The organism is Pseudomonas sp. EA_35y_Pfl2_R111, from assembly GCF_963970955.1.
GTDB lineage: Bacteria > Pseudomonadota > Gammaproteobacteria > Pseudomonadales > Pseudomonadaceae > Aquipseudomonas.
The window spans coordinates 740,519-759,969 of sequence record NZ_CAXAOM010000002.1; the positions used below are offsets into that span (position 1 = coordinate 740,519).

Annotated in this window: 15 protein-coding genes; 1 reads left to right on the top strand and 14 read right to left on the bottom strand. The window is 57.8% G+C overall.

Going from position 1 to position 19,451, the window contains the following annotated elements; translation table 11 throughout:
• Positions 1 to 9 precede the first annotated feature (9 nt).
• From AACY25_RS12060 to AACY25_RS12100, 9 genes are all read right to left on the bottom strand, one after another.
• Positions 10 to 1,098 (bottom strand): YCF48-related protein, encoded by a 1,089-nt coding sequence (locus AACY25_RS12060; protein WP_339524773.1) that lies wholly within the window; start codon positions 1,096 to 1,098, stop codon positions 10 to 12.
• Positions 1,099 to 1,293: 195 nt separating this feature from the next.
• Positions 1,294 to 2,664 (bottom strand): DUF1329 domain-containing protein, encoded by a 1,371-nt coding sequence (locus AACY25_RS12065; RefSeq protein WP_339524775.1) that lies wholly within the window; start codon positions 2,662 to 2,664, stop codon positions 1,294 to 1,296.
• A 66-nt stretch (positions 2,665 to 2,730) separates the two neighbouring features.
• A complete protein-coding gene (locus tag AACY25_RS12070; protein WP_339524777.1) occupies positions 2,731 to 4,743 on the bottom strand; it encodes a DUF1302 domain-containing protein in 2,013 nt (670 codons plus the stop codon).
• A 634-nt stretch (positions 4,744 to 5,377) separates the two neighbouring features.
• Positions 5,378 to 8,053, bottom strand: coding sequence for an aminopeptidase N (gene pepN, locus AACY25_RS12075; RefSeq protein ID WP_339524779.1), 2,676 nt, complete (start codon positions 8,051 to 8,053; stop codon positions 5,378 to 5,380).
• A 55-nt stretch (positions 8,054 to 8,108) separates the two neighbouring features.
• A complete protein-coding gene (locus AACY25_RS12080) occupies positions 8,109 to 8,945 on the bottom strand; it encodes a DUF2797 domain-containing protein (RefSeq protein WP_339524781.1) in 837 nt (278 codons plus the stop codon).
• Complete coding sequence (locus tag AACY25_RS12085) at positions 8,945 to 9,208, bottom strand: YeaC family protein (RefSeq protein ID WP_339524782.1); 264 nt, start codon at positions 9,206 to 9,208, stop codon at positions 8,945 to 8,947. Before AACY25_RS12085 ends, AACY25_RS12080 begins: the two co-directional genes overlap by 1 nt.
• Positions 9,209 to 9,253: 45 nt before the next feature.
• The gene (locus AACY25_RS12090) at positions 9,254 to 10,123 is read right to left on the bottom strand and encodes a rhomboid family intramembrane serine protease (RefSeq protein WP_339524784.1); all 870 of its coding nucleotides are present in this window, start codon (positions 10,121 to 10,123) and stop codon (positions 9,254 to 9,256) included.
• On the bottom strand, positions 10,120 to 11,094 hold the full coding sequence (locus tag AACY25_RS12095; RefSeq protein WP_339524785.1) for a metallophosphoesterase: 975 nt from the start codon (positions 11,092 to 11,094) through the stop codon (positions 10,120 to 10,122). Before AACY25_RS12095 ends, AACY25_RS12090 begins: the two co-directional genes overlap by 4 nt.
• Entirely contained in the window at positions 11,094 to 11,981 is an 888-nt protein-coding gene (locus tag AACY25_RS12100) for an NAD(+) kinase (protein ID WP_339411988.1), read from the bottom strand. The genes AACY25_RS12095 and AACY25_RS12100 overlap by 1 nt, the downstream gene beginning before the upstream one ends.
• 185 nt (positions 11,982 to 12,166) lie before the next feature.
• Between AACY25_RS12100 and AACY25_RS12105 the strand changes: the two genes are divergently transcribed.
• Entirely contained in the window at positions 12,167 to 13,114 is a 948-nt protein-coding gene (locus AACY25_RS12105; RefSeq protein WP_339524786.1) for a DUF1853 family protein, read from the top strand.
• A 1-nt stretch (position 13,115) separates the two neighbouring features.
• Here the strand turns inward: AACY25_RS12105 and AACY25_RS12110 are convergent, their stop codons facing one another.
• The 5 genes from AACY25_RS12110 to AACY25_RS12130 all read right to left on the bottom strand — a co-directional run bounded on the left by AACY25_RS12110 (position 13,116) and on the right by AACY25_RS12130 (position 19,380).
• Positions 13,116 to 14,225: a cyclic nucleotide-binding domain-containing protein gene (locus tag AACY25_RS12110; RefSeq protein ID WP_339524787.1), complete on the bottom strand. Its 1,110-nt coding sequence runs from the start codon at positions 14,223 to 14,225 to the stop codon at positions 13,116 to 13,118.
• A 68-nt stretch (positions 14,226 to 14,293) separates the two neighbouring features.
• Positions 14,294 to 15,214: a 1-aminocyclopropane-1-carboxylate deaminase/D-cysteine desulfhydrase gene (locus tag AACY25_RS12115; RefSeq protein WP_339524789.1), complete on the bottom strand. Its 921-nt coding sequence runs from the start codon at positions 15,212 to 15,214 to the stop codon at positions 14,294 to 14,296.
• Positions 15,215 to 15,216: 2 nt separating this feature from the next.
• On the bottom strand, positions 15,217 to 16,587 hold the full coding sequence (locus AACY25_RS12120) for a chromosome partitioning protein ParA (protein WP_339524790.1): 1,371 nt from the start codon (positions 16,585 to 16,587) through the stop codon (positions 15,217 to 15,219).
• A 262-nt stretch (positions 16,588 to 16,849) separates the two neighbouring features.
• Positions 16,850 to 17,218, bottom strand: a complete 369-nt coding sequence (locus AACY25_RS12125; RefSeq protein ID WP_339525010.1) for a nuclear transport factor 2 family protein — start codon at positions 17,216 to 17,218, stop codon at positions 16,850 to 16,852.
• 128 nt (positions 17,219 to 17,346) lie between these two features.
• A complete protein-coding gene (locus tag AACY25_RS12130) occupies positions 17,347 to 19,380 on the bottom strand; it encodes an NADPH-dependent 2,4-dienoyl-CoA reductase (RefSeq protein WP_339524792.1) in 2,034 nt (677 codons plus the stop codon).
• Positions 19,381 to 19,451: the final 71 nt, after the last annotated feature.

A 19,451-nucleotide genomic window follows, 5' to 3' on the forward strand; every position in this document is an offset into this window, starting at 1 on the left:
GCTCCCGGCTTATTGTTGTTGGCCCAGATCGGCGCCTGTAGGCGAAGCGGCATGAACGCCACCCTGCCCTACCAGAATCAGATTGCCGTTTTCCATTGCTGCAACGCCTGCCAGCGAAAGCCGGTCGGCACGATTGGTCACATTGAAAGTGCGGCCGTTGTCGGTGCTCTTGAGTACGGTACCGCCATGCCCAACCACCACGATGGAGCCATCGGCCAGACGATTGCCGTCAGCCAGGCCAAATTCCAGAGGGCCATTGTTGGCAGTGTTCAGGCTGATCGCCTGCCAGGTCGTACCGAAGTCTGCCGAACGGAACAAATGCCCACGCAAGCCATAGACCAGCAACGCGCCGGTTTCATCCGTGCCTAGAGCACCGAACAGCGAACCCTCGTACGGGCCTTCCAGGGTTTCCCAGGTCTGCCCCCAGTCTGGAGAACGGAACATAGCGCCCTGCTCGCCCACAACAAACAGGCCGGAGTCTTTGACTTCAACAATGGCGTTGAGGTGGTAGGCATCTTCGTTGTCCATACGGTCGCTAACATCTTCCCAGTTGGCGCCACCATCAGTGGTTTCCAACAAGGCGCCGTAAGCACCTACGGCATAACCGTTGTTTCGATCCTTGAACCACACATCCAGCAGCGGCGCTTCACGCTCAAGGTCTTCGAACTGCTTGACCCAGGTAGCGCCGCCATCAGTGCTGACGAGAATCTGTGCATCGTGACCAACAGCCCAGCCATGACTGTCGTCGATAAAGAACACGGCAGTAAGCATCTGTTTGGTCGGCACCTTGGCCTGAGTCCAGCTCGCGCCATTATCGTCGGAATAGAGGATATGCCCACGATCACCAACGGTAACCAGACGCTTACCCAAACTGGCGACATCCAGTAACAGGCTGTGATGGGCTTTGGCAGAAGAGACCGAGTAATGACTGGCGTCATCGCTGGCAGCCTGCAATGGCGCACTGGTAAACATCAGCACGGATAGCACACTGCACAGCGAGAGCGCTTTGGCTATCGGTGAGTGGACGCGGAGCGCCGGTGCGCGGGAAAACCCCACAACACGACCGGCCTGGGTGCGCCGCATGACGGGCTCACTCATATACCTTCCCCCTTATTCTTATAGGTAGCACTACCCTTATAGCAGTGCGCCTATCCTACTGAGCTTTCAAAAGGCCTGACAATCGGCGCGACGTTATGTTTTGTTAAACCCGCCCGTCTACCATGCCCTGTTCGACTGACAAATAGCAAAAGGCCGCTACAACAGTAGCGGCCTTTTGCTCAACCTACACGCGGATTAACGCGTACCGCGGCGACGCAGCGCAGCTGGCTTGAAGTAACCGTCATCCGGCACAGCCTGGCTGAAGTCGATGGTGCTTGGCTCTTCGTTATCCAGGTTCTGTACGTGGTAACGGCGAGCTTGCAGATCATGGAAAGTATCCAGCGCCGACCAGGTGGTCGGCAGATCGTAGTAGTTCTTCAACTGGGCAATCGACACGCGCCACAGTTCGCCACGGCCGTCGTACTGATCAACCACTGCTGCTTGCCAGCTGTCCTCGTCGAGGAACAGGGTGCGCTTGGAGTAGATGTGGCGCGAGCCCGACTTCAGCGTGCCCTCAACAACCCACACACGGTGCAACTCGTTACGTGTAAAGGCCGGGTTCAAGTGACCGACTTGCAGCAGGTCCTTGTATTTCACCTCAGGGCTGGTGACTTTGTAGCTGTTGTAAGGAATGTAGATTTCCTTTTTGCCGACCAGCTTCCAGTCATAGCGATCTGGCGAACCGTTGATCATGTCGGTGTCGTCTGCAGTGCGCAGGCCGTCAGCGGCAGCGATCGGGGTGTCATACGCCAAGTTGGGCGCGCGACGCACGCGGCGCTGACCGGCGTTGTAGCCCCAGGCCTGACGTGGCTCTTTTACCTGATCCAGGGTTTCGTGCACCAGCACTGCGCCACCGGCCAGACGCGCAGGGCTCTTGGTGAAGGACAGGTAGTAGAACATGATGTTGTTCAGGTCGGCTGCCGTCCCTTTCGGGTCGTAGAACTTGAACATGGCTTCCTGCTGCGAGGTCACCAGGGAGTAGCTGCCGTTACGCTGTACGGCTACTTCCGAAGCGCGACGCACGATGTAGGTACCGCGGTAGCGTGCGATGTGGTTCCACAGCGCTTCGACACCATTTTGCGGAATCGGGAACGGGATGCCGCCGTAAGCGTCGGAGAAGCCGTTACCGCCATCGAGCAACTTCGCAGTGGTCGCGTTCTTGATGGTGTTGTCATATACCCACTGCGGCGCAGAACCGGAGCGGCGGGTCTGGTAGACCGGCATCTGGTAGCTGTTCGGGTAGGTGTTGAACATCGCAATCTGACCTGGGGTCAGGTTGTCTTTGTACTGATCCAAGTTGGCTTTGGTGATGGTGAACAACGGTTTGTCATCAGCAAACGGATCGACGTGGTGTTGGCCTGGCGTTTTGTAAGCTGCCGGAGCCTGGGTGATGCCACCGGTCCACTCAGGGATAGTGCCTGCCGCGTTACCGGCTTTCTCGGCACCGAACGGGGTGAGGCTTGCGCCCAACTTGGCCGCTTCCGCAGGCGAAACTGCAGCGAACGCGCTACCAGCGGACAGTGCCAGCGCAATGGCAGCACCAATCAGCGTGTGCTTTTTCAGCATCTTGATTCTCCGTGAAATAAGTCAGCAACCGAGCGCCCGTAGGCACTCGATATTTTCTAGTTATGTTTAGAAGGAATACTTGACGTTCAGACCGATATTGTCGCGATCGCGGCTGCCGTTGTTTTGACCTGCACCAAAGAATTCGGTGTACTGGACCTCAGCTTCAAGGCTATTCAGGTAGCTTGCACGCAGGCCCAAAGTATAAGCCTGACGCCCCTCAATGAAATTGCCTGTCTGATGCGAATTACCTTCAAAGTCGTTTTTATAAACGGCAAATGGTGACAAATTCACACCAGCATAAACATCATTCCAAGTACCTGATAAAACAAGCGTATAGCCGTAAGCATTTTTATTAATTTGATCCTTACGATTATCACGATCTTCATTACCAACGTACGAGGTATTGGGCCGCCCCGAATAGTAACGATTTTTTCCATTGAAATCAGTATATTGAAGATCACTACCGCGCACGTGCTCAGAGCCAAGTTCTGCAACACCAAAAAGCGAGTCAAAGCTCAGTACAGGGCCAAAGTTATAAATTGTGCCCAATGTCGTATTAAAAGCTTCTACGCGCTCATAGTTATGAAGCTGCCCGTCTCTAGTAATTGTCTGCCCAGCAACCAACGCGGAACCGTCCAAGCCGAAAGGCCCACCAGCCAATAAGGGATTATTATTGACAAGCTTGGCAGCCTGACCAATCAGGTCGCCAAGCAGATCGTTGGTAGTAGCAATGCCGATAGGCATATTAGGACGGTAGGCCAACTCCCCGAATACAGAAGCCTCACCAATAGTAGTGTTAAAGCTAAAGCCATACATGCGAATATCTTCTGCATACTCGCGACGAGCATTTACATTTGCCAATGTATCCAAAGTAGCCAAACCACCAGCCAAGCCAACCGTCTGAGCGTTGACAGCACCAAAGCTATTGGCCAAAGCAAGCATGTCAATACCTGCATAGCCATTGAGATCGGCATAAATCGAAGGTTCCTTCGAGTGGTAGTTTACAAAATAAGCTCCAAACTCAGTAGAATTTAACTCTTCCACAATGTACTTGAAGGAAACGCCAAACTGACCATCATTTTTAGCATTAATATCGCTAGCAACATCAGCAACATGCACAGTAGAAGTCCCGGGGAAAGTAAAATTCTGACCACCAGAGCACAACCCACCGACACCACCAGCGCAACGCCCACCGGCCCCTGCTTGATAAAACTGCAGTATTGAGGCATTACCAAGAGCAGCTTGCGGCGCGGCTAAAGCACTACTACCTAGGTTGGTATAAGCACTGTTACCACCATCCGCAAACAAGTCCGTCTCAGAGAAATAAGTACCAACCGGATCAATTGCAGATTCTTTCCAATTCCACTGATAGAAAGCCTCCATTGATAAATTGTCTGTCAAGCCGATATTAAAACTAAACGCCTCTACCGGTACTAATACTTCTTTGACTTCAGACCCAGGCAAACGAAACTTAGCCGCATCAACCGGGTTAGTTGTATTCACACCACCACGGTAGAAAAGCCCTTCACCCCAGTTGAAAACTTGACGTCCTACACGAGCACTGACAGGCATGTCAGCAATATCCCAGTTACCATACACATAAGCATCTAGAATTTGCGCCCCCCGACCAGCCTTATGACGAGTCTCATAAGTAAAACTGTCATCTTTTGGATAATTTTGGCTAGGCTGATTAGGATTATTGGCGTCGTAGTAGTCGTTGCGTTTATCCATAATCTGAGTGTCATAGAACGCAGTGCCACGAACAAAGGCACCATAGTTCTGATAGGTCACTTCCATATCGGTAGTGATCTTGAAAACTTCAGATGCAAGTCCAGTATCAAAGTTTCGGTTACCATCGTTGGAGTTCACGTCGTTATTACTACGGTCCTGACCCTGCACGCGCCAGAGTTGGCCGTAGGACACGGTGGTATCGATGGAGCCGCTGATCTCATTATCGGCGAAGCTAAATTCCACTGCTTGGGCATGAGCAGCTACCAGCAGAGGAAGAATGCCGACAAAAGCAAAACCCGCCTTGGCAGGTGCGAAACGCAATACGGGTTTACTGGACTTAATTTCCATCGAAACATTACTCCGTGGACAGATCATCTTTTTTGTACCTCAACCGCTGAGGCACGTTATGGCCGTACTGATGACGACCTTAAATGTTGATTGGAGACAGCCCCCAACGCGCTTACACGCACCTCTCTGCTTGGCATGCACCATGACGAGGTCAAATCAGGTTAGCCACTGCAACCATAGTGCCAATTCAAACGAGCGTATAAAAAAATCTAACGCAACACCGCACAAACCAATAAACCACTTTATGACTGATCATTCAGCATCCAGATAACAGTATGTAGCGACCGTTTTTTCCTATTTTGTCCTACCATCTGGCGCAATCGGTCACCTCGCTGTAGTGCAAGCGCCGAAGCGCTTCAAACAAATCAGCCAAGGTCAAGCCAAGCAGCTCAATTCACATTGCGCAAACTTTGCTTACATTTAACCGGGTAACACAAAAAGTGTTACCCGGTTAAGCCGGGTAACACTTTTATACCGATAAAAAGAACGATGTGAAGAACCTGCAAGCCTATGCGTTGCACATAGATACGTAGAATCGGTCTTTAGTGTTAACGCACTGATCAAAAATCAACCAGCCGCATCCAACGCCTAATCTACGGCAGCGCTGCCACCGTAGATTGTTACCGCTCATTAATTAACCAGCCAGGCTCTTGCTGACCACTTCATAGACATCACTGGACAGCTCACCCGAGGCCAGGATGCGCTGCAATTGTTCTTTCATTTGGGCCTGACGCCCACTGCCATATTTGGCCCAGCGAGTCAGCGGCGCCAGCAAGCGTGACGCGATCTGCGGGTTAAGGGCATTCAGAGTGATCACCTGATCGGCGAGGAAGCGGTAACCACTGCCATCGGCCTGATGGAAGCCCAGCAGGTTCTGCCCGGCAAAGGCACCAATCAAGGCACGCACCTTATTCGGGTTCTTCAGGGTAAAGGCCGGGTGTTGCATCAACTGCTCGACACGCTGCAATGCGCCAGGCAAGGCACAGGCGGCTTGCACGCTAAACCACTGATCCATAACCAGCGGGTTGTCCTTGAAGAAGTCGGCGAAGCTGGCCAACGCCACGGCTTTCTCGGCCTCGAACGGCGAATTGACCAGTACCGCCAACGCGGTCAGGCGCTCGGTCATATTGTCAGCGTTCTCGAACTGCTCCAGACAAACCGCCAGCACCTCAGCCTTGCCGCTAAGCATCAGGTAGGACAGCGCGATGTTCTGCAGGCTGCGCCGGGCGAAGTGCTCGGCCTCCGCCACATAAGCGCTGGCACGGGAAACCTCTCGGTTCCGCTGATAACGCTGCCACAGCAGATCGAACAGAGCATCCGACAACTGCTTACGAGCAAATTCGCGGGCGGTATGGATGGCTTCTACATCGGCCACGTCACTGATTTCCGTCAGATAGGCTTCACCTGGTAACGAGAGCATCTCAGCGACCATGGCCTGATCCAGCGCGTCATCGGCCAGCAGAGTGCGGCAGGCTTCGACCAGGCGCTGATCAAGCACCAGCGGCTCACCACGCTGATGCTGACCAATCAACTCCTGCAGCACCTGCACCGACAATTGCTGCCCCGCCTCCCAGCGGTTAAAGCCATCGCTGTCGTGCTGCATCAGGAACATCAGCTGATCACGACTGTACGGAAAGCTCAGCTTGATCGGCGCCGAAAAGCCGCGCAGCAAAGACGGCAGCGGTTTTTCCGCCAGATTGACAAAGGTGAACGCCTGCTCGGCTTCGGTCACCTGCAGCACACGGCAAAGCTCACCCGCGGTATCTTCACCGACCAGTTGCAGCGGCAGCTCACGGCCCTGGGCATCCAGCAAGGCCAGCTCCACAGGGATAACAAAGGGCTGTTTCTCCGCCTGCCCGGGGGTGGCCGGGCAACTCTGACGGAAGTGCAGACGATAGCTATTGGCGGCCGCATCATAGCTTTCGCTGACCTCCAGGCGCGGTGTGCCGGCCTGGCTGTACCAGCGCTTGAACTGGGTCAGGTCGATGCCATTGGCCTCTTCCATCGCGCGAATAAAGTCATCGCAGGTTACTGCCTGGCCATCGTGGCGGGCGAAGTACAGATCGCTGCCTTTACGGAAACCCTCGGCGCCGACCAATGTGCGGATCATGCGCACCACTTCCGAACCCTTCTCGTACACCGTCAGGGTGTAGAAGTTGGAAATTTCCATAAAGGCATCCGGCCGTACCGGATGGGCCATTGGGCCGGCATCTTCGGCGAATTGATGAGTGCGCAGGTACGCCACGTCCTCGATGCGCTTGACCGTCCGCGAGTGCATATCGGCGCTGAACTCGGCATCGCGGAAGACGGTAAAACCCTCTTTAAGAGACAACTGGAACCAGTCGCGGCAAGTCACGCGGTTGCCCGACCAGTTGTGGAAGTACTCGTGGGCCACTACCGCTTCCACACGCTGGTGCGCGGCATCAGTGGCGGTTTCGGCCTTGGCCAGCACGCAGCTGGAGTTGAAGATATTCAGGCCCTTGTTTTCCATGGCACCCATATTGAAATCGTTGACCGCGACGATCATAAAGATGTCCAGGTCGTACTCACGGCCGTACACCTCTTCATCCCACTTCATCGATTTCTTCAGGCTATCCATGGCGTGCTGGCATTTATCAATGTTTTCCGGCTCGACATAAATACGCAGCGCCACCTCACGGTTGCTCATGGTGGTGAAGCTGTCTTCTACACACCAGAGATCACCGGCGACCAGGGCAAACAGGTAGGCCGGCTTCATAAACGGGTCTTCCCAGGTCGCCCAATGACGACCGCCCTCTTCACTGCCGCTGGCAATCGGGTTGCCGTTGGACAACAGCACCGGGTAGTCATGCTGCGCCGCACTCAGTGTGGTGGTGAACTTACTCATCACATCCGGGCGGTCGAGGTAATAGGTGATCTTGCGAAAACCCTCGGCCTCGCACTGGGTGCAGAACATGCCGCTGGACTTGTACAGCCCTTCCAGCGCGGTGTTGCTTTCCGGATGGATGCGCACGCTGCTATCGATCACAAAGCTGGCCGCTGTTGGCTGCAGGGTCAGGTGGCTGTCACTCAGCTGGTAATCACCGGCACTCAGCTCACGATCGTCGAGCGCCACGCTGAGCAGCTCCAGCTGCTGACCGTCCAGCACCAGCGGCGGCATGCGGGCGTCCGACAGGCCGCTGCCGGCCGCCGGGTTACGACGCATCACCAGTTGCGCATGCACCAGGGTGTGGTCATCGAACAACTCGAAGGTCAGATGCGTTTCATCAATCAGATAATCCGGGGCCTGGTAGTCCTTGAGGTAGATCATCTTCGGCTGTTCGGTGCGCATGGCTTGTGGCCCTTTGTCTGCGGCGCGCGGGGCGCCGGGTTCGCGAATAAGTAACTCAGGCGGCCAGTTCGTGAACGGCCAGCTGATAAGCGGTGTACTTGCGGATATTGATCACGCCGGTATCGAACATCAGGTACTGGCCCTTGATGCCCAGCAACGTGCCCTCGGCCAGCGGATCCTTGTCCAGATTGAAACTGGTAATTTTGGCCGGATAAGCCTCAATCGGATAGCTGATCTGCACCACCGGCTGATCGCTGAGCGGCTGGACGGCCTGAATGCCAAAGCGCTGCTGCAACTCGGTCAGGCCGCTGCTGCAGCTGGTAAATAGCTGCTCACGCACGGCGAGCAGATCAACCGGCGTAGCGTCGCCTTTGAGCAGAGCACGCCAGTTGGTTTTGTCCGCCACCCGGCTACGCAGCAGATCTTCGACAAAGCCGGACTGCTGACGGGTCGCCACCCGCAGAATTGGCAACGCTTGAGTCGCGCCTTGATCAATCCATCGTGTAGGAATCTGCGTGGCGCGGGTGATGCCGACTTTGACGCCACTGGAGTTGGCCAGGTAGACCACATGATCGGTCATGCAGAACTGCTCGCCCCAACTCGGCTCACGGCAGGTACCCGCGTCATAGTGGCAACGCTCCGGGCTCATGATGCAGATGTCGCACTGCGCCAACTTTTGCATGCAGGGATAGCAGTAACCCTGGCTAAAGCTGCTCTTGGTTTTGCGTCCGCAATGGCTGCAGTGAATTGCGCCGAGGAACTCCAGGCGCAGGCTCTTGCCGATCAGCGGATTGACCGGCAGCAATTCATCGCCCAGGCGAAAGCTGTATTGCACCGGCGCATCCAGCTGCGCCGCCATTTTGCTCAGGGCACCACGGGCCAACTCGCTCATCAGTGCAGGGTATCCGAGGACTTGAACAGCAGATTGGGCACGGGCTCGGACTTGGAGCTGCACTCCTGCGGGCCCATATAGCCAATACGCTCGTCTTCCGGCAGGTTGTGGACTTCCCAGGCGATCAGCGCCTGCAGAGTCAATTCCTTCTGTTCCTGGCTCAGCTTGCGGCCATCGGGCCATTTGCCGATTTCCACGGCCAGTTTGAGGCTCTGGTAGATCTCAGGGGTGATGTTTTCAATCGCTTCAAGAAAGGACGACATGGCGCCTCCAAATGCAAAGTGGCAGTTTACCAGCCTGAACAACAACTAACTGTGTCGCCGACGCGCCAGTGCACCGCCAACCAGACCGGTCAGACAACCGGCCAGCAAGCCGCCGACATGCGCCGCATTGGCAATTGCGCCGAACTGCAGCAGCTCGAAGATGCCGGTCATGCAGATCAGCAGCCAGGCCAGCATCATCACCAATACGCCTGGCGGCAGCCGGTAGGCGGGAGTCGGCGCCAGGCGCTGGAAAATCCAGCAATGTCCGAGCAAGCCGTACAACACTCCGGACAGGCCGCCGAACAGCGAGGGGCCGGCATGCACGTACTGGGCGAAATTGGCTGCGAGGCTAAACAGCAGGGTCAGCCCCAAGAGCATCACAGCACCCTGACGCGCCTCGATCCGCCGGCCCAGCTCCCAATACCAGAGGCTGTTCATGGCCAGATGCAACCAGCCGAAATGGATCAACATGGGCGTCAGCAGTCGCCACCATTGGCTGCTAGCCAGGGTTTCATTCAGGTAAGCGAGATGGATGTAGCCGTCTTGAATACGAAAATCGACAAAACTAAACCAGCGGATTGTCGTGTAGTTCTCACCTGTGCCGGTGACAGCAAAAACCACGAAAGTCAGCGCCAGCATGATGGCGGTCAACGGGCTGCTTTTCAGCTGTTGAACAAAACCCGGAGCCGCATCGGCAGAAGCCGGTAACGGCTCAAGCAACACCTCAGCATCGCCTTGCGGGTAGCGTCCATAGAGCTCGCGCACCTGCTCGGCCAGCTGCTCCTCCGGCACCCAGAGCACCTGCTCGCCCGCCTCTTCCGCAACCCGATGCGGCACCTGCAAACGTTGCAACAGGCTGATAAAGCCGCTCAGGTCGACATGCTCGGGCAAACGCATGGCCGCTACTGCATTCATGGCCGTGCCTCCGGGCTGTCGACATCGACCCAGACAAACTTGCTGGCGTCCAGGCGCGTCTCCTGATCCAGCCGATAGGCCACCAGCTTGCCGTTGAGTACGGCGCTGTAATCCAGGCAGGCCAGGTTGCTGCGAATCGGCGCGGGTTTGCCGCTGCGCCAGTAGTGGCCGACAAACAGCAACGGCTGATCGGCACCGTATTTGAGCAGTTCGGTTTTTTGCATTTCGCTGAGCGGCATCTGCGCCGCCAGTTCCGGCAAGGCATCCGGCTGGAAGACGATATCGCCGTAGGTTTGCGGGTCTTCTTCCCAGAACTTGGTGCGAAAATGCGCGCGGGTAAAACCGTCATCGCTGGTCAGGGTCATACCATGTGGCAGACGCATGTCGGTGCCGCGCAGCAGACGATCAAACGCGGTATTGGCAAAACTGCCATGTACGGCAGCGGCCTGGAGAAAATGCTCATCAATGCAGCCATCAGCAAACTGCGCACGCAGTGGCTCGATCAAGCTGTCGTCCCAGCAGGCATGCACCACACGGAAACGCCCGGCATCGATAAACAGCGGCAGCTCGTAGAACCAGTCGAGAAATCCCTGCCACTCCGCCGGGTAGGCGTCGAACTGCTCCAGGGTTTCCTTGATCAGCCGCGCATGCCGTGGCGTATGCTCACGAACAAACTGCCGACCGCTACCGGGCGCGGCTGGTGTGCTCCAAGCCAGAGCATTGAACTCATGGTTGCCCATGATGCACAGCGCCTGGCCGGCCACGACCATATCGCGCACCAGGTGCAGCGCCTCACGGATACGCGGGCCGCGGTCGACCAGATCGCCGAGAAAAATCGCCATACGCTGCGGATGCCGCCATACCCCCGCCTGCGGACGATAGCCCATGGTGCTGAGCAGATGCTCCAGGGTTTTCGCGCAGCCATGGATATCACCAATAAGGTCGTAACCGCGGGCGGGATCGAGGTGCATTAGTCACCCCCGCCAAGCCGGCTACCCCAACCCAGTTTGTTGCGGCAGACCTCGTAATAGTTGTGATCCAGCGGGTGAATAAGGCGCAGTTTCTGCGGCCGTTTAGCCACCGTAATGGTATCGCCGGGCGCGCAGGTGAAGTGGTTCTGCCCGTCGCAGGAAATTAGCGGATAAATCTGTAAATCCTTGGACACAACGATTTTCAGCTCGCTGTTGCCGTCCACCACGATGGGCCGGCTGGACAGCGTATGCGGGTACATCGGCACGATAACGATGGCGTCCAATTTGGGATGCATGATCGGCCCGCCAGCAGACAGCGCATAGGCGGTGGAACCGGTCGGGGTGGCGACAATCAGGCCGTCAGCCTTCTGGCTGCAGACGAACTGGCCATCAATAAACAGCTCGAACTCGATCATCCGCGTGGACTTACCCGGATGCAGCACCACATCATTGAGCGCATCACCCTGACCGATGGCCTCGCCATTGCGCCGTACTTCGGCCTCCAGCAGAAAGCGGTTCTCGGTCAGGTAATGCCCTTCGAGCACCTGCGCCACCTTCACTTCCAGCTCATCAGGGCGAATATCGGTGAGAAAACCCAGGCTGCCGCGGTTGACGCCCAGCACCGGCACCTTGTGCCGCGCCAGCGCACGGGCCGCGCCAAGCATGCTGCCGTCACCGCCGACCACGATCACCAGGTCGCACACCTCGCCAAGAATCTTCCGTGAGGAAGTCTGCAAGCCATGGCCCGGCAGCACTTCGGCAATGGTGTCTTCGAGGATCACGTGCAAGTGACGGGCGAGCAGAAATTTCTTCAGCCGGCGAATGGTGTCGAGAACCTGGGTACTGCCCAGCCGACCGATGATGCCGATATTACGAAACTGCTCCATGGTGCTCCCGCCAGGCTTTGGTTCTAGTGGGTCGGATTATGGGCGAAAGCCCATGGCAGCGGCAAACCGCTGACCTGCTATGACGGTGTGAAAGCCCTTGTTAAAGAGCCTGCGGGCTTGCTTTTGACTCCGCAGAACCGACGCACAGCAAATCGCAAATAACCGCAAAGCGCTATGCTCGCAACATGATGCCTTTTCCCTCGCTCACCGACCTGCCCTCGCAGTTGCGCCAGCCCGCCGTGCGCGACCTGGCCTGGGCGCTACTCTCGCCACCACTGCTGACACAGACGCCCTGGCCGCAACGTCACCCGCTAACTGCCAGCGGCTGGAATCAGCAACCCAATGCGCTGGCTGACTGGTTACTGAGCCTGGATGCCAACAGCCATGCCCTGCAACAGTGGCTAAGCCAAAGCTCAGTGCGCCGCCTGGGGCTGTATTACGAACGCCTCTGGCAATTTGCCCTGCATGCCGCGCCTGGGATCGAGGTGCTGGCCGCCAACGTGCCCATCCGCCAACAGGGCCATACCCTGGGCGAGCTGGATATGTTGCTGCGCGATGAGGAAGGCGTGCATCACCTGGAGCTGGCGATCAAGCTGTATCTGGGCCAGCAGCAGTGCAGCGGCGGGGAGCTGGCACACTGGTTAGGACCCGGCAGCCATGACCGTTTGGATATCAAACTGGCGCACCTTGGTCAGCACCAACTGCCGTTGTCGACCCGTGCAGAAGCTCAACACCGCTTGACTGAACTGGCTATTCAGCAACCTCAGGCGGCGCTGTGGCTGGGCGGTTATCTGTTCTATCCCTGGCAGCAGCCGTCCTATGCCGCACCAGCGGATGGCAACTCTGCGCACCTGCGTGGTCGCTGGTTGCATCGAGGAGACTGGCCAAGCTTTGCCGCACACAACCCAGGTCAGTGGCAACCGTTAGCACGACACACTTGGTTGGCATCAGCGCGAATCAAGGAAGAGCAGTTGTGGTCGCACAAGCAATTCAGTCAGTGGCTCGCCGCCCTGACTGACGACGCCAACGCGCAATTGCTCGTACGCCTGACGGAAGGCCCGCAGGATGACTGGCTAGAAGCCGAGAGAGTATTTCTGGTGAATGATCACTGGCCGACGCAACCTGTTGACTAACTCAGAGACTGCGTTCGGTACGCCCGCCCGAGCGCGCCAGATAACCCGAACCACTCTCACACAGCAGCGCATCACGCTGGATCGCCGGCAAAGCATCCACACCATCACGCAAGGCATAGGCACTGTAGCCAAGTTGCGAAAGCAGAAACACCGCGCTGCTGCTGCGTTTTCCGCTGTCGCAGTAACACAGATAGGTACGCGTCTTATCCAGAAGACGCGCTTTCAGACGCAGCAGCTGCAGCGGCATATTCAGTGACTGCAACGCATGGGCCCGCTCGTATTCTTCCTGCAGGCGCACATCCAGCCACTGCGCTCCCGCAGCGAGCAAACGCGAGGCCTCACCCAGAGATACCTCATCGACCACAGGCGCTTTCAGCAAGGCAAAAAAGTCCTGGCGATCCAGACGCAGCACCACGCCGTCTTCCAGCATGGTCACTGTGGCATTGCGCGGGCTGTCAGCCAGCAAGGCTTCCTCACCGAAGCAGGCTCCGATCTCCAGCTCGGCCAACACCTGCTGCGCACTGTCGGCACCGCGGATCACCTCGGCCCGACCATTTTTCAGGAAGTAGCAGCTGTCACCGACATCTCCTTCCTGCAACACGGTACTGCCAGCGACCAACTCGATACGCTGCAAACGCTCCAGCATGGCGCGTACGTTGGACGGCGGCACCTTGGCAAACAGCGGGTTTTCCAGCAGACGTTCCAGCCACTCGATCTCGGCATGGTTCTGCCCCAGTTCCAGAAGCAGATCCTGATAGGCCAAGCGCCAGGTCAACAGACGATTAAGGGTCGCGGTGTCCAGCGCCAGCACGCTGGCATCGGTCAGCGCCCGCGCTTCATGCAAGCGCGGCAGGCTCGGTGACAGCGGGTGACAGCTGGCTTCGCTACCGGCCTGCAAGCGTTGCTCCTGACCATCAACCGACTGCAGCAGCAACTCGCCAGCCAGCAGGTAATAGGTCAAACGCGCCTGGTCCCCTGGGCGAAACAACAACTGCCCCGCCAGCAACGGCTGCGGCACCAGTTGTGTACGCAGCTCGCGCCACTGCTGCTCGGACAGCACATTGAGTGGCGTCAAGCTGCGTAACTGTTCGGGGTTAAGGGGTTCGCTCATGGAATATCCAGGCTCCGCTGGTGAAATTCAGTGTAGCCGGGTTAATCGGCCGAGCATGCTTTCGCAGCCTACAACATGGCCGCGGCACGACCCTGCAAGCCACCTGTATGGACAAACACCAGGCGACTGCCGCGAGCAAAGTAACCGGCCTCGACCTGCTGGCGCAACGCCATTAATGCCTTGGCGGTATACAGCGGCTCCAGCGGCACACCACTTTGCGCTTCCGCTGCCTGCATAAAGTCGAGCAACGCGGCGTCCACTTTGGCAAATCCGCCACGGCTGGCCTCATGCAATTGATAACGCCCCACTGGCATAGCCGCAGCCTGAACAATCACCTGCACCTGCTGCTCGACGCCATGGTCGGCCGGCACAGCCAGCGCCCCGTAGACTCGATGCGCAGCAGCCTCACCGAGCAGCAGACCTGCCAGAGTGGTGCCCGTGCCTGCCGCCAGCCACCAGGCGTCGTAATCGACCCAGCCGAGGCTTGGCAGCTGCTCACGAACCTGCTGCACCAGGCTTATGCACCCCAGCGCTCCGGGCAGACCACCACCGCCCTCGGGCAGCGGATAAAAGCCCGGATAGTGTGCCTGCCAAGGCAACCAGAAGTCGGCCGCATGCCGCGCGCGGTAACCCGCATAACCCAGCCAGTGCAGGTGCATACCGAAGGCCTGCAAATCATCCACAGTAGGGGTTTGTTGCGGGTGGCCACGCAGCAGCCCGACCGTTTGGAAATTGAAGCGCTTACCGGCGGCAGCCAGAGCATGCAGATGATTGGAATGCGCGCCGCCCAGGCTGATCACACCAGTGGCGCCGCTGGCCTCTGCCGCGCGTAGATGATGCGAAAGTTTGAACCATTTATTGCCGCTGATCAGTGGATCAAGCAGGTCCAGGCGCAGCACTGCTAGCTCGATCCCAGCAGCTAGCGCCCACTCCAATCGCCAGGGTTGCAAGGGCGCGCGCGGCGCCCAATCAGGCAGGACAACCGGCAAGGTTAACTGACAGTACGCAAACGACTACTGGCCTTGTGCCGCGCACAGCAATTGGATTCACCCAGGGCAAAACGGCTCGGCGTGTCGATACGGTCGATCGGGATGGCGCAGCGCTCGCCACTTGGCAGCGAGGCCTCACAGCTTGGCTGCTGATAATGCGCCAGCCAGTGACGGTATTGCTCTTCGCTGACAAAACACTTGGCCGCGGCATAGGCCAGCGGGTTGTCCTGATACGAGGCGATATCCTGCAGCGGGATGGTCAGGTGACCAGCACCTGGGTGATAGACCACAAAAACCACGCCGAGCTTGGCCAGGCGCTCAAGAATCTGATCACCGCCCTGGCTGGCCAGGTCGGCGTAGGCGCGTTTGAGGCGATTGATCTCCTGTAACGCCTGGGTGTCCTGCTCGCCGCGATAAGCCAGCTCGACATCGCGAATAGCAATCTGCTCTTTGTATTCGGCCACTGCCGACGCGATCTTGGCCTGCATTTCACCTTCGAACTGCGCACGCAGGCTATCGCTCTCGCTGCGGCCATCACGTTCCAGCGCACGCAGTTGCTCGGTCATTTCTTCACGGGAACTTTGGAAACTCGCCGCCTGAGCAGCCAGTTGCGCCTTCAACGCCGCGTTGTGTTCTTCCTGCTGACGCAGCGCCTGGTGCAAGCCATGGATTTGCGCCTGCAGATTCTTGCTCTGCTCGTCGCTGGCCAACTTGAATTTAGCCAGTTCTTCTTCGTGTTGCTGGGTCAGGCTGCTGATACGCAAGCGCTGCTGCTTGATCAACTGCGCGGCTTTCAGACGTTGTTCCTGATCAAGCTTTTCAGTGGCCTTGGCAGCTTCTTCCTGGGCAGGGTCCGCTGCATACCATTTATCTTCGGAGGCCATTTGCAGCCGCTCGGGCGCGACTGCCTGAGCGCTCTCATCCTCGGCCAGCAAACCCAGACTATTGCGCTTGACCACATCGCGAAGCAGCGCCAGGTCGTTATTACCAGGAGTCAGGCTAGGGTCCCAGAGATGCATCTGGTGCCAGGACACCGGACACTGGCTGCGACAGGCCAGACGAATCGGCCCCGCTCCCAGGTCAGGGCCGCGCCCGGCGCGCTCGGCCAAAGCCTGCAAAGGGATATTCCAGCCGGAATCCGGCGCGCCCTTTTCGTCGAAATCCAGGTAGAAAAAAACCAGCGCCTTGATCAGCAAGCGCGGGTTGATCAGCACGTATGCCACACGCATTTGCTGATCGGCGAACTCCGGCATATTCACCACGCCGTCGAGCAGAGCTTCGAATTCGGGGAAAAACATTTGCTTGCAGATGCCGCCACGCTCACTGAAGAACAGTACGGCCTCGACCATCTGTGGCTTGTTCTGCATGCTCATTGGTTTTCCTCTAGGCCAAACGGGCACTCCGTTTAGCGGTGACTCATCTTGCATATGCTGCGCAAAAACTGGCGCACATGGCAAGACTGCCAACGTTCTGACGGGTTAAGCAAGACCCATGTTGCAGGCGCTATATCCTTGTTCAGGCAAGTCTAGGGGAAAAACCAAGCCCAGCAATGTGACTGGGTTGGCAGTCGCCCTGCCAGCCAACCGCTAAAAACCGGCTTACAGGGCGAAACTGTGATGGATTTGGTGCAATGGTTCAGGCCTTCGCGGCGGCCAGGAATGGAGCCAGGCGACGGCCCATTTCGTCGCCTAAGGCCTGCAGGCCGCTCATGGGGCGAACCATCACTTCAAAATCGACGATTTTGCCGGCTTCATCGAAGCGAATCATGTCGATGCCCTTGAGCTCGCGCTCGCCCACTTTGGCACTGAACTCCAGCACCACGTTAAGGCCATCGGCGCTAGCCAGCTCACGGTGATAGGCAAAGTCGACAAACACCTTACTCACGGTATTAAGAATCAGCGACACCATGGGCGCACCGGCATAGGGTTTGTGCGCCATGGGCGAACGAAACACCGCCTGCGGATGCAGCAATTCCGGCAGGCTGTGCAAGTCGTTGTTCTGCATCAGGCCATGCCACTGCGCGAGCGTGGCGGCGGCTGCCGGCTGTAGTTGAGAGTTCTCGGACACGGGCTTCTCCTTAATGTTGTCAGCCACATACAAAACGCCCCGCACTAGGCGGGGCGTCGGTTGCGTTAGAGTTCGGCGGCGAGGCGCGAGCCCTGGTTGATGGCGCGCTTGGCGTCCAGCTCACTGGCCACATCGGCACCGCCAATCAGGTGCACGTTCTGCCCGGCGCTTTCCAGGCCTTCCTGCAGTTCACGCAACGGGTCCTGACCGGCGCAGACAATCACCGTATCCACCGGCAGTACCTGCGGCTCACCACCGGCAATGCTGATATGCAGACCGACGTCGTCGACCTTGAGGTATTCCACCGAGTTGAGCATCTGCACGTTCTTGTTCTTCAGACCGGTGCGGTGAATCCAACCGGTGGTCTTGCCCAAGCCATCACCAACCTTGGATTTCTTGCGCTGCAGCAGGAACACTTCACGCGCGGCCGCGTGCGGATGGGCCTGAATCCCAGCGACACCACCACGGGCCTCCAGCGCGCCGTCGATGCCCCACTCCTTCCAGAACTCCTCGCGATTGAGGCTAGTGGCCTCGCCTTGGTGAGTGATGAACTCGGAGACGTCGAAGCCGATGCCGCCGGCACCGATCACCGCAACCTTCTGGCCGACTGGCTTGCGCTGCAGGATGGCATCCAGATAGCTGATCACCTTGGCGTGCTCGATCCCCGGAATAGCCGGGGTGCGCGGTGCGATACCGGTGGCCAGGATGATTTCGTCATAACCGCCCTTGGCCAGGTCGTCGGCCGATACGCGGGTATTCAGGCGCAAATCGACGCCGGTGGTTTCCAGCTTGCGCTTGAAGTAGCGCAGGGTTTCAAAGAACTCTTCCTTACCCGGCACACGTTTGGCCACGTTGAACTGGCCGCCAATTTCACTGGCCGAGTCGAACAGGGTCACGCTGTGGCCACGTTCGGCCGCCACGGTGGCGGCGGACAGTCCGGCAGGGCCGGCACCAACCACGGCGATTTTCTTCACTGCAGCGGTCGGGATGTAGTTCAGTTCGGTTTCGTGACACGCGCGCGGGTTGACCAGGCAGCTGGTCAGCTTGCCGCCGAAGGTGTGGTCCAGGCAGGCCTGGTTGCAGCCGATGCAGGTGTTGATTTCATCGCTGCGGCCTTCTGCGGCCTTATTGACGAAATCCGGGTCAGCGAGGAATGGACGAGCCATGGACACCATGTCGGCGTCGCCTTCGGCTAGCACTTGTTCAGCCACTTCCGGGGTATTAATACGGTTAGTGGTGATCAGCGGAATGCCGACTTCGCCCTTGAGCTTGGCCGTGACCTTAGTGAACGCAGCACGCGGCACCTTAGTGGCGATGGTTGGGATACGCGCTTCGTGCCAGCCGATACCGGTGTTGATGATGGTTGCGCCGGCCTTCTCGATGGCCTTGGCCAGCAGGACGATCTCGTCCCAAGTGCTGCCGCCTTCGACCAGATCGAGCATCGACAGGCGGTAGATGATGATGAAATTCGGCCCAACGGCCTCACGCACGCGGCGGACGATTTCCACCGGCAGACGCATGCGGTTTTCGTAGCTGCCGCCCCAACGATCGGTACGATGATTGGTGTGCGCAGCCAGGAACTGGTTAATGAAATAACCTTCCGAGCCCATGATTTCCACACCGTCGTACTCGGCCTGCTGAGCCAGTACGGAGCAGTTTATAAAGTCCTGGATCTGCTTTTCGATGCCCTCCTCGTCCAGTTCTTTCGGCTTGAACGGGTTGATCGGCGCCTGAATCGCGCTCGGTGCTACCGATTTCGGGCTGTAGGCGTAGCGACCGGCGTGGAGGATCTGCATGCAGATCTTGCCATCCGCTTCATGCACCGCTCGGGTGACGATCTTGTGCTTTTCCGCCTCCTCCGGCGTAGTCAGCTTGGCTGCGCCGGAATACACGCCGCCTTCATCGTTCGGGCCGATACCACCCGTCACCATCAGGCCAACGCCGCCACGGGCACGCTCGGCGAAATAGGCCGCCATGCGCTCAAAACCATTGGGCTTTTCTTCCAACCCGGTGTGCATCGAACCCATCAGGGTACGGTTCTTCAGGGTTGTGAAACCCAGATCGAGCGGGGCCAGCAGGTGGGGGTACTGAGCAGTCATGGACATCTCCACATCGGGTGTTGGCATTTCACGGAAGTGCTGCAGCCTCTTAAATGGGCCGCAGTCGATAT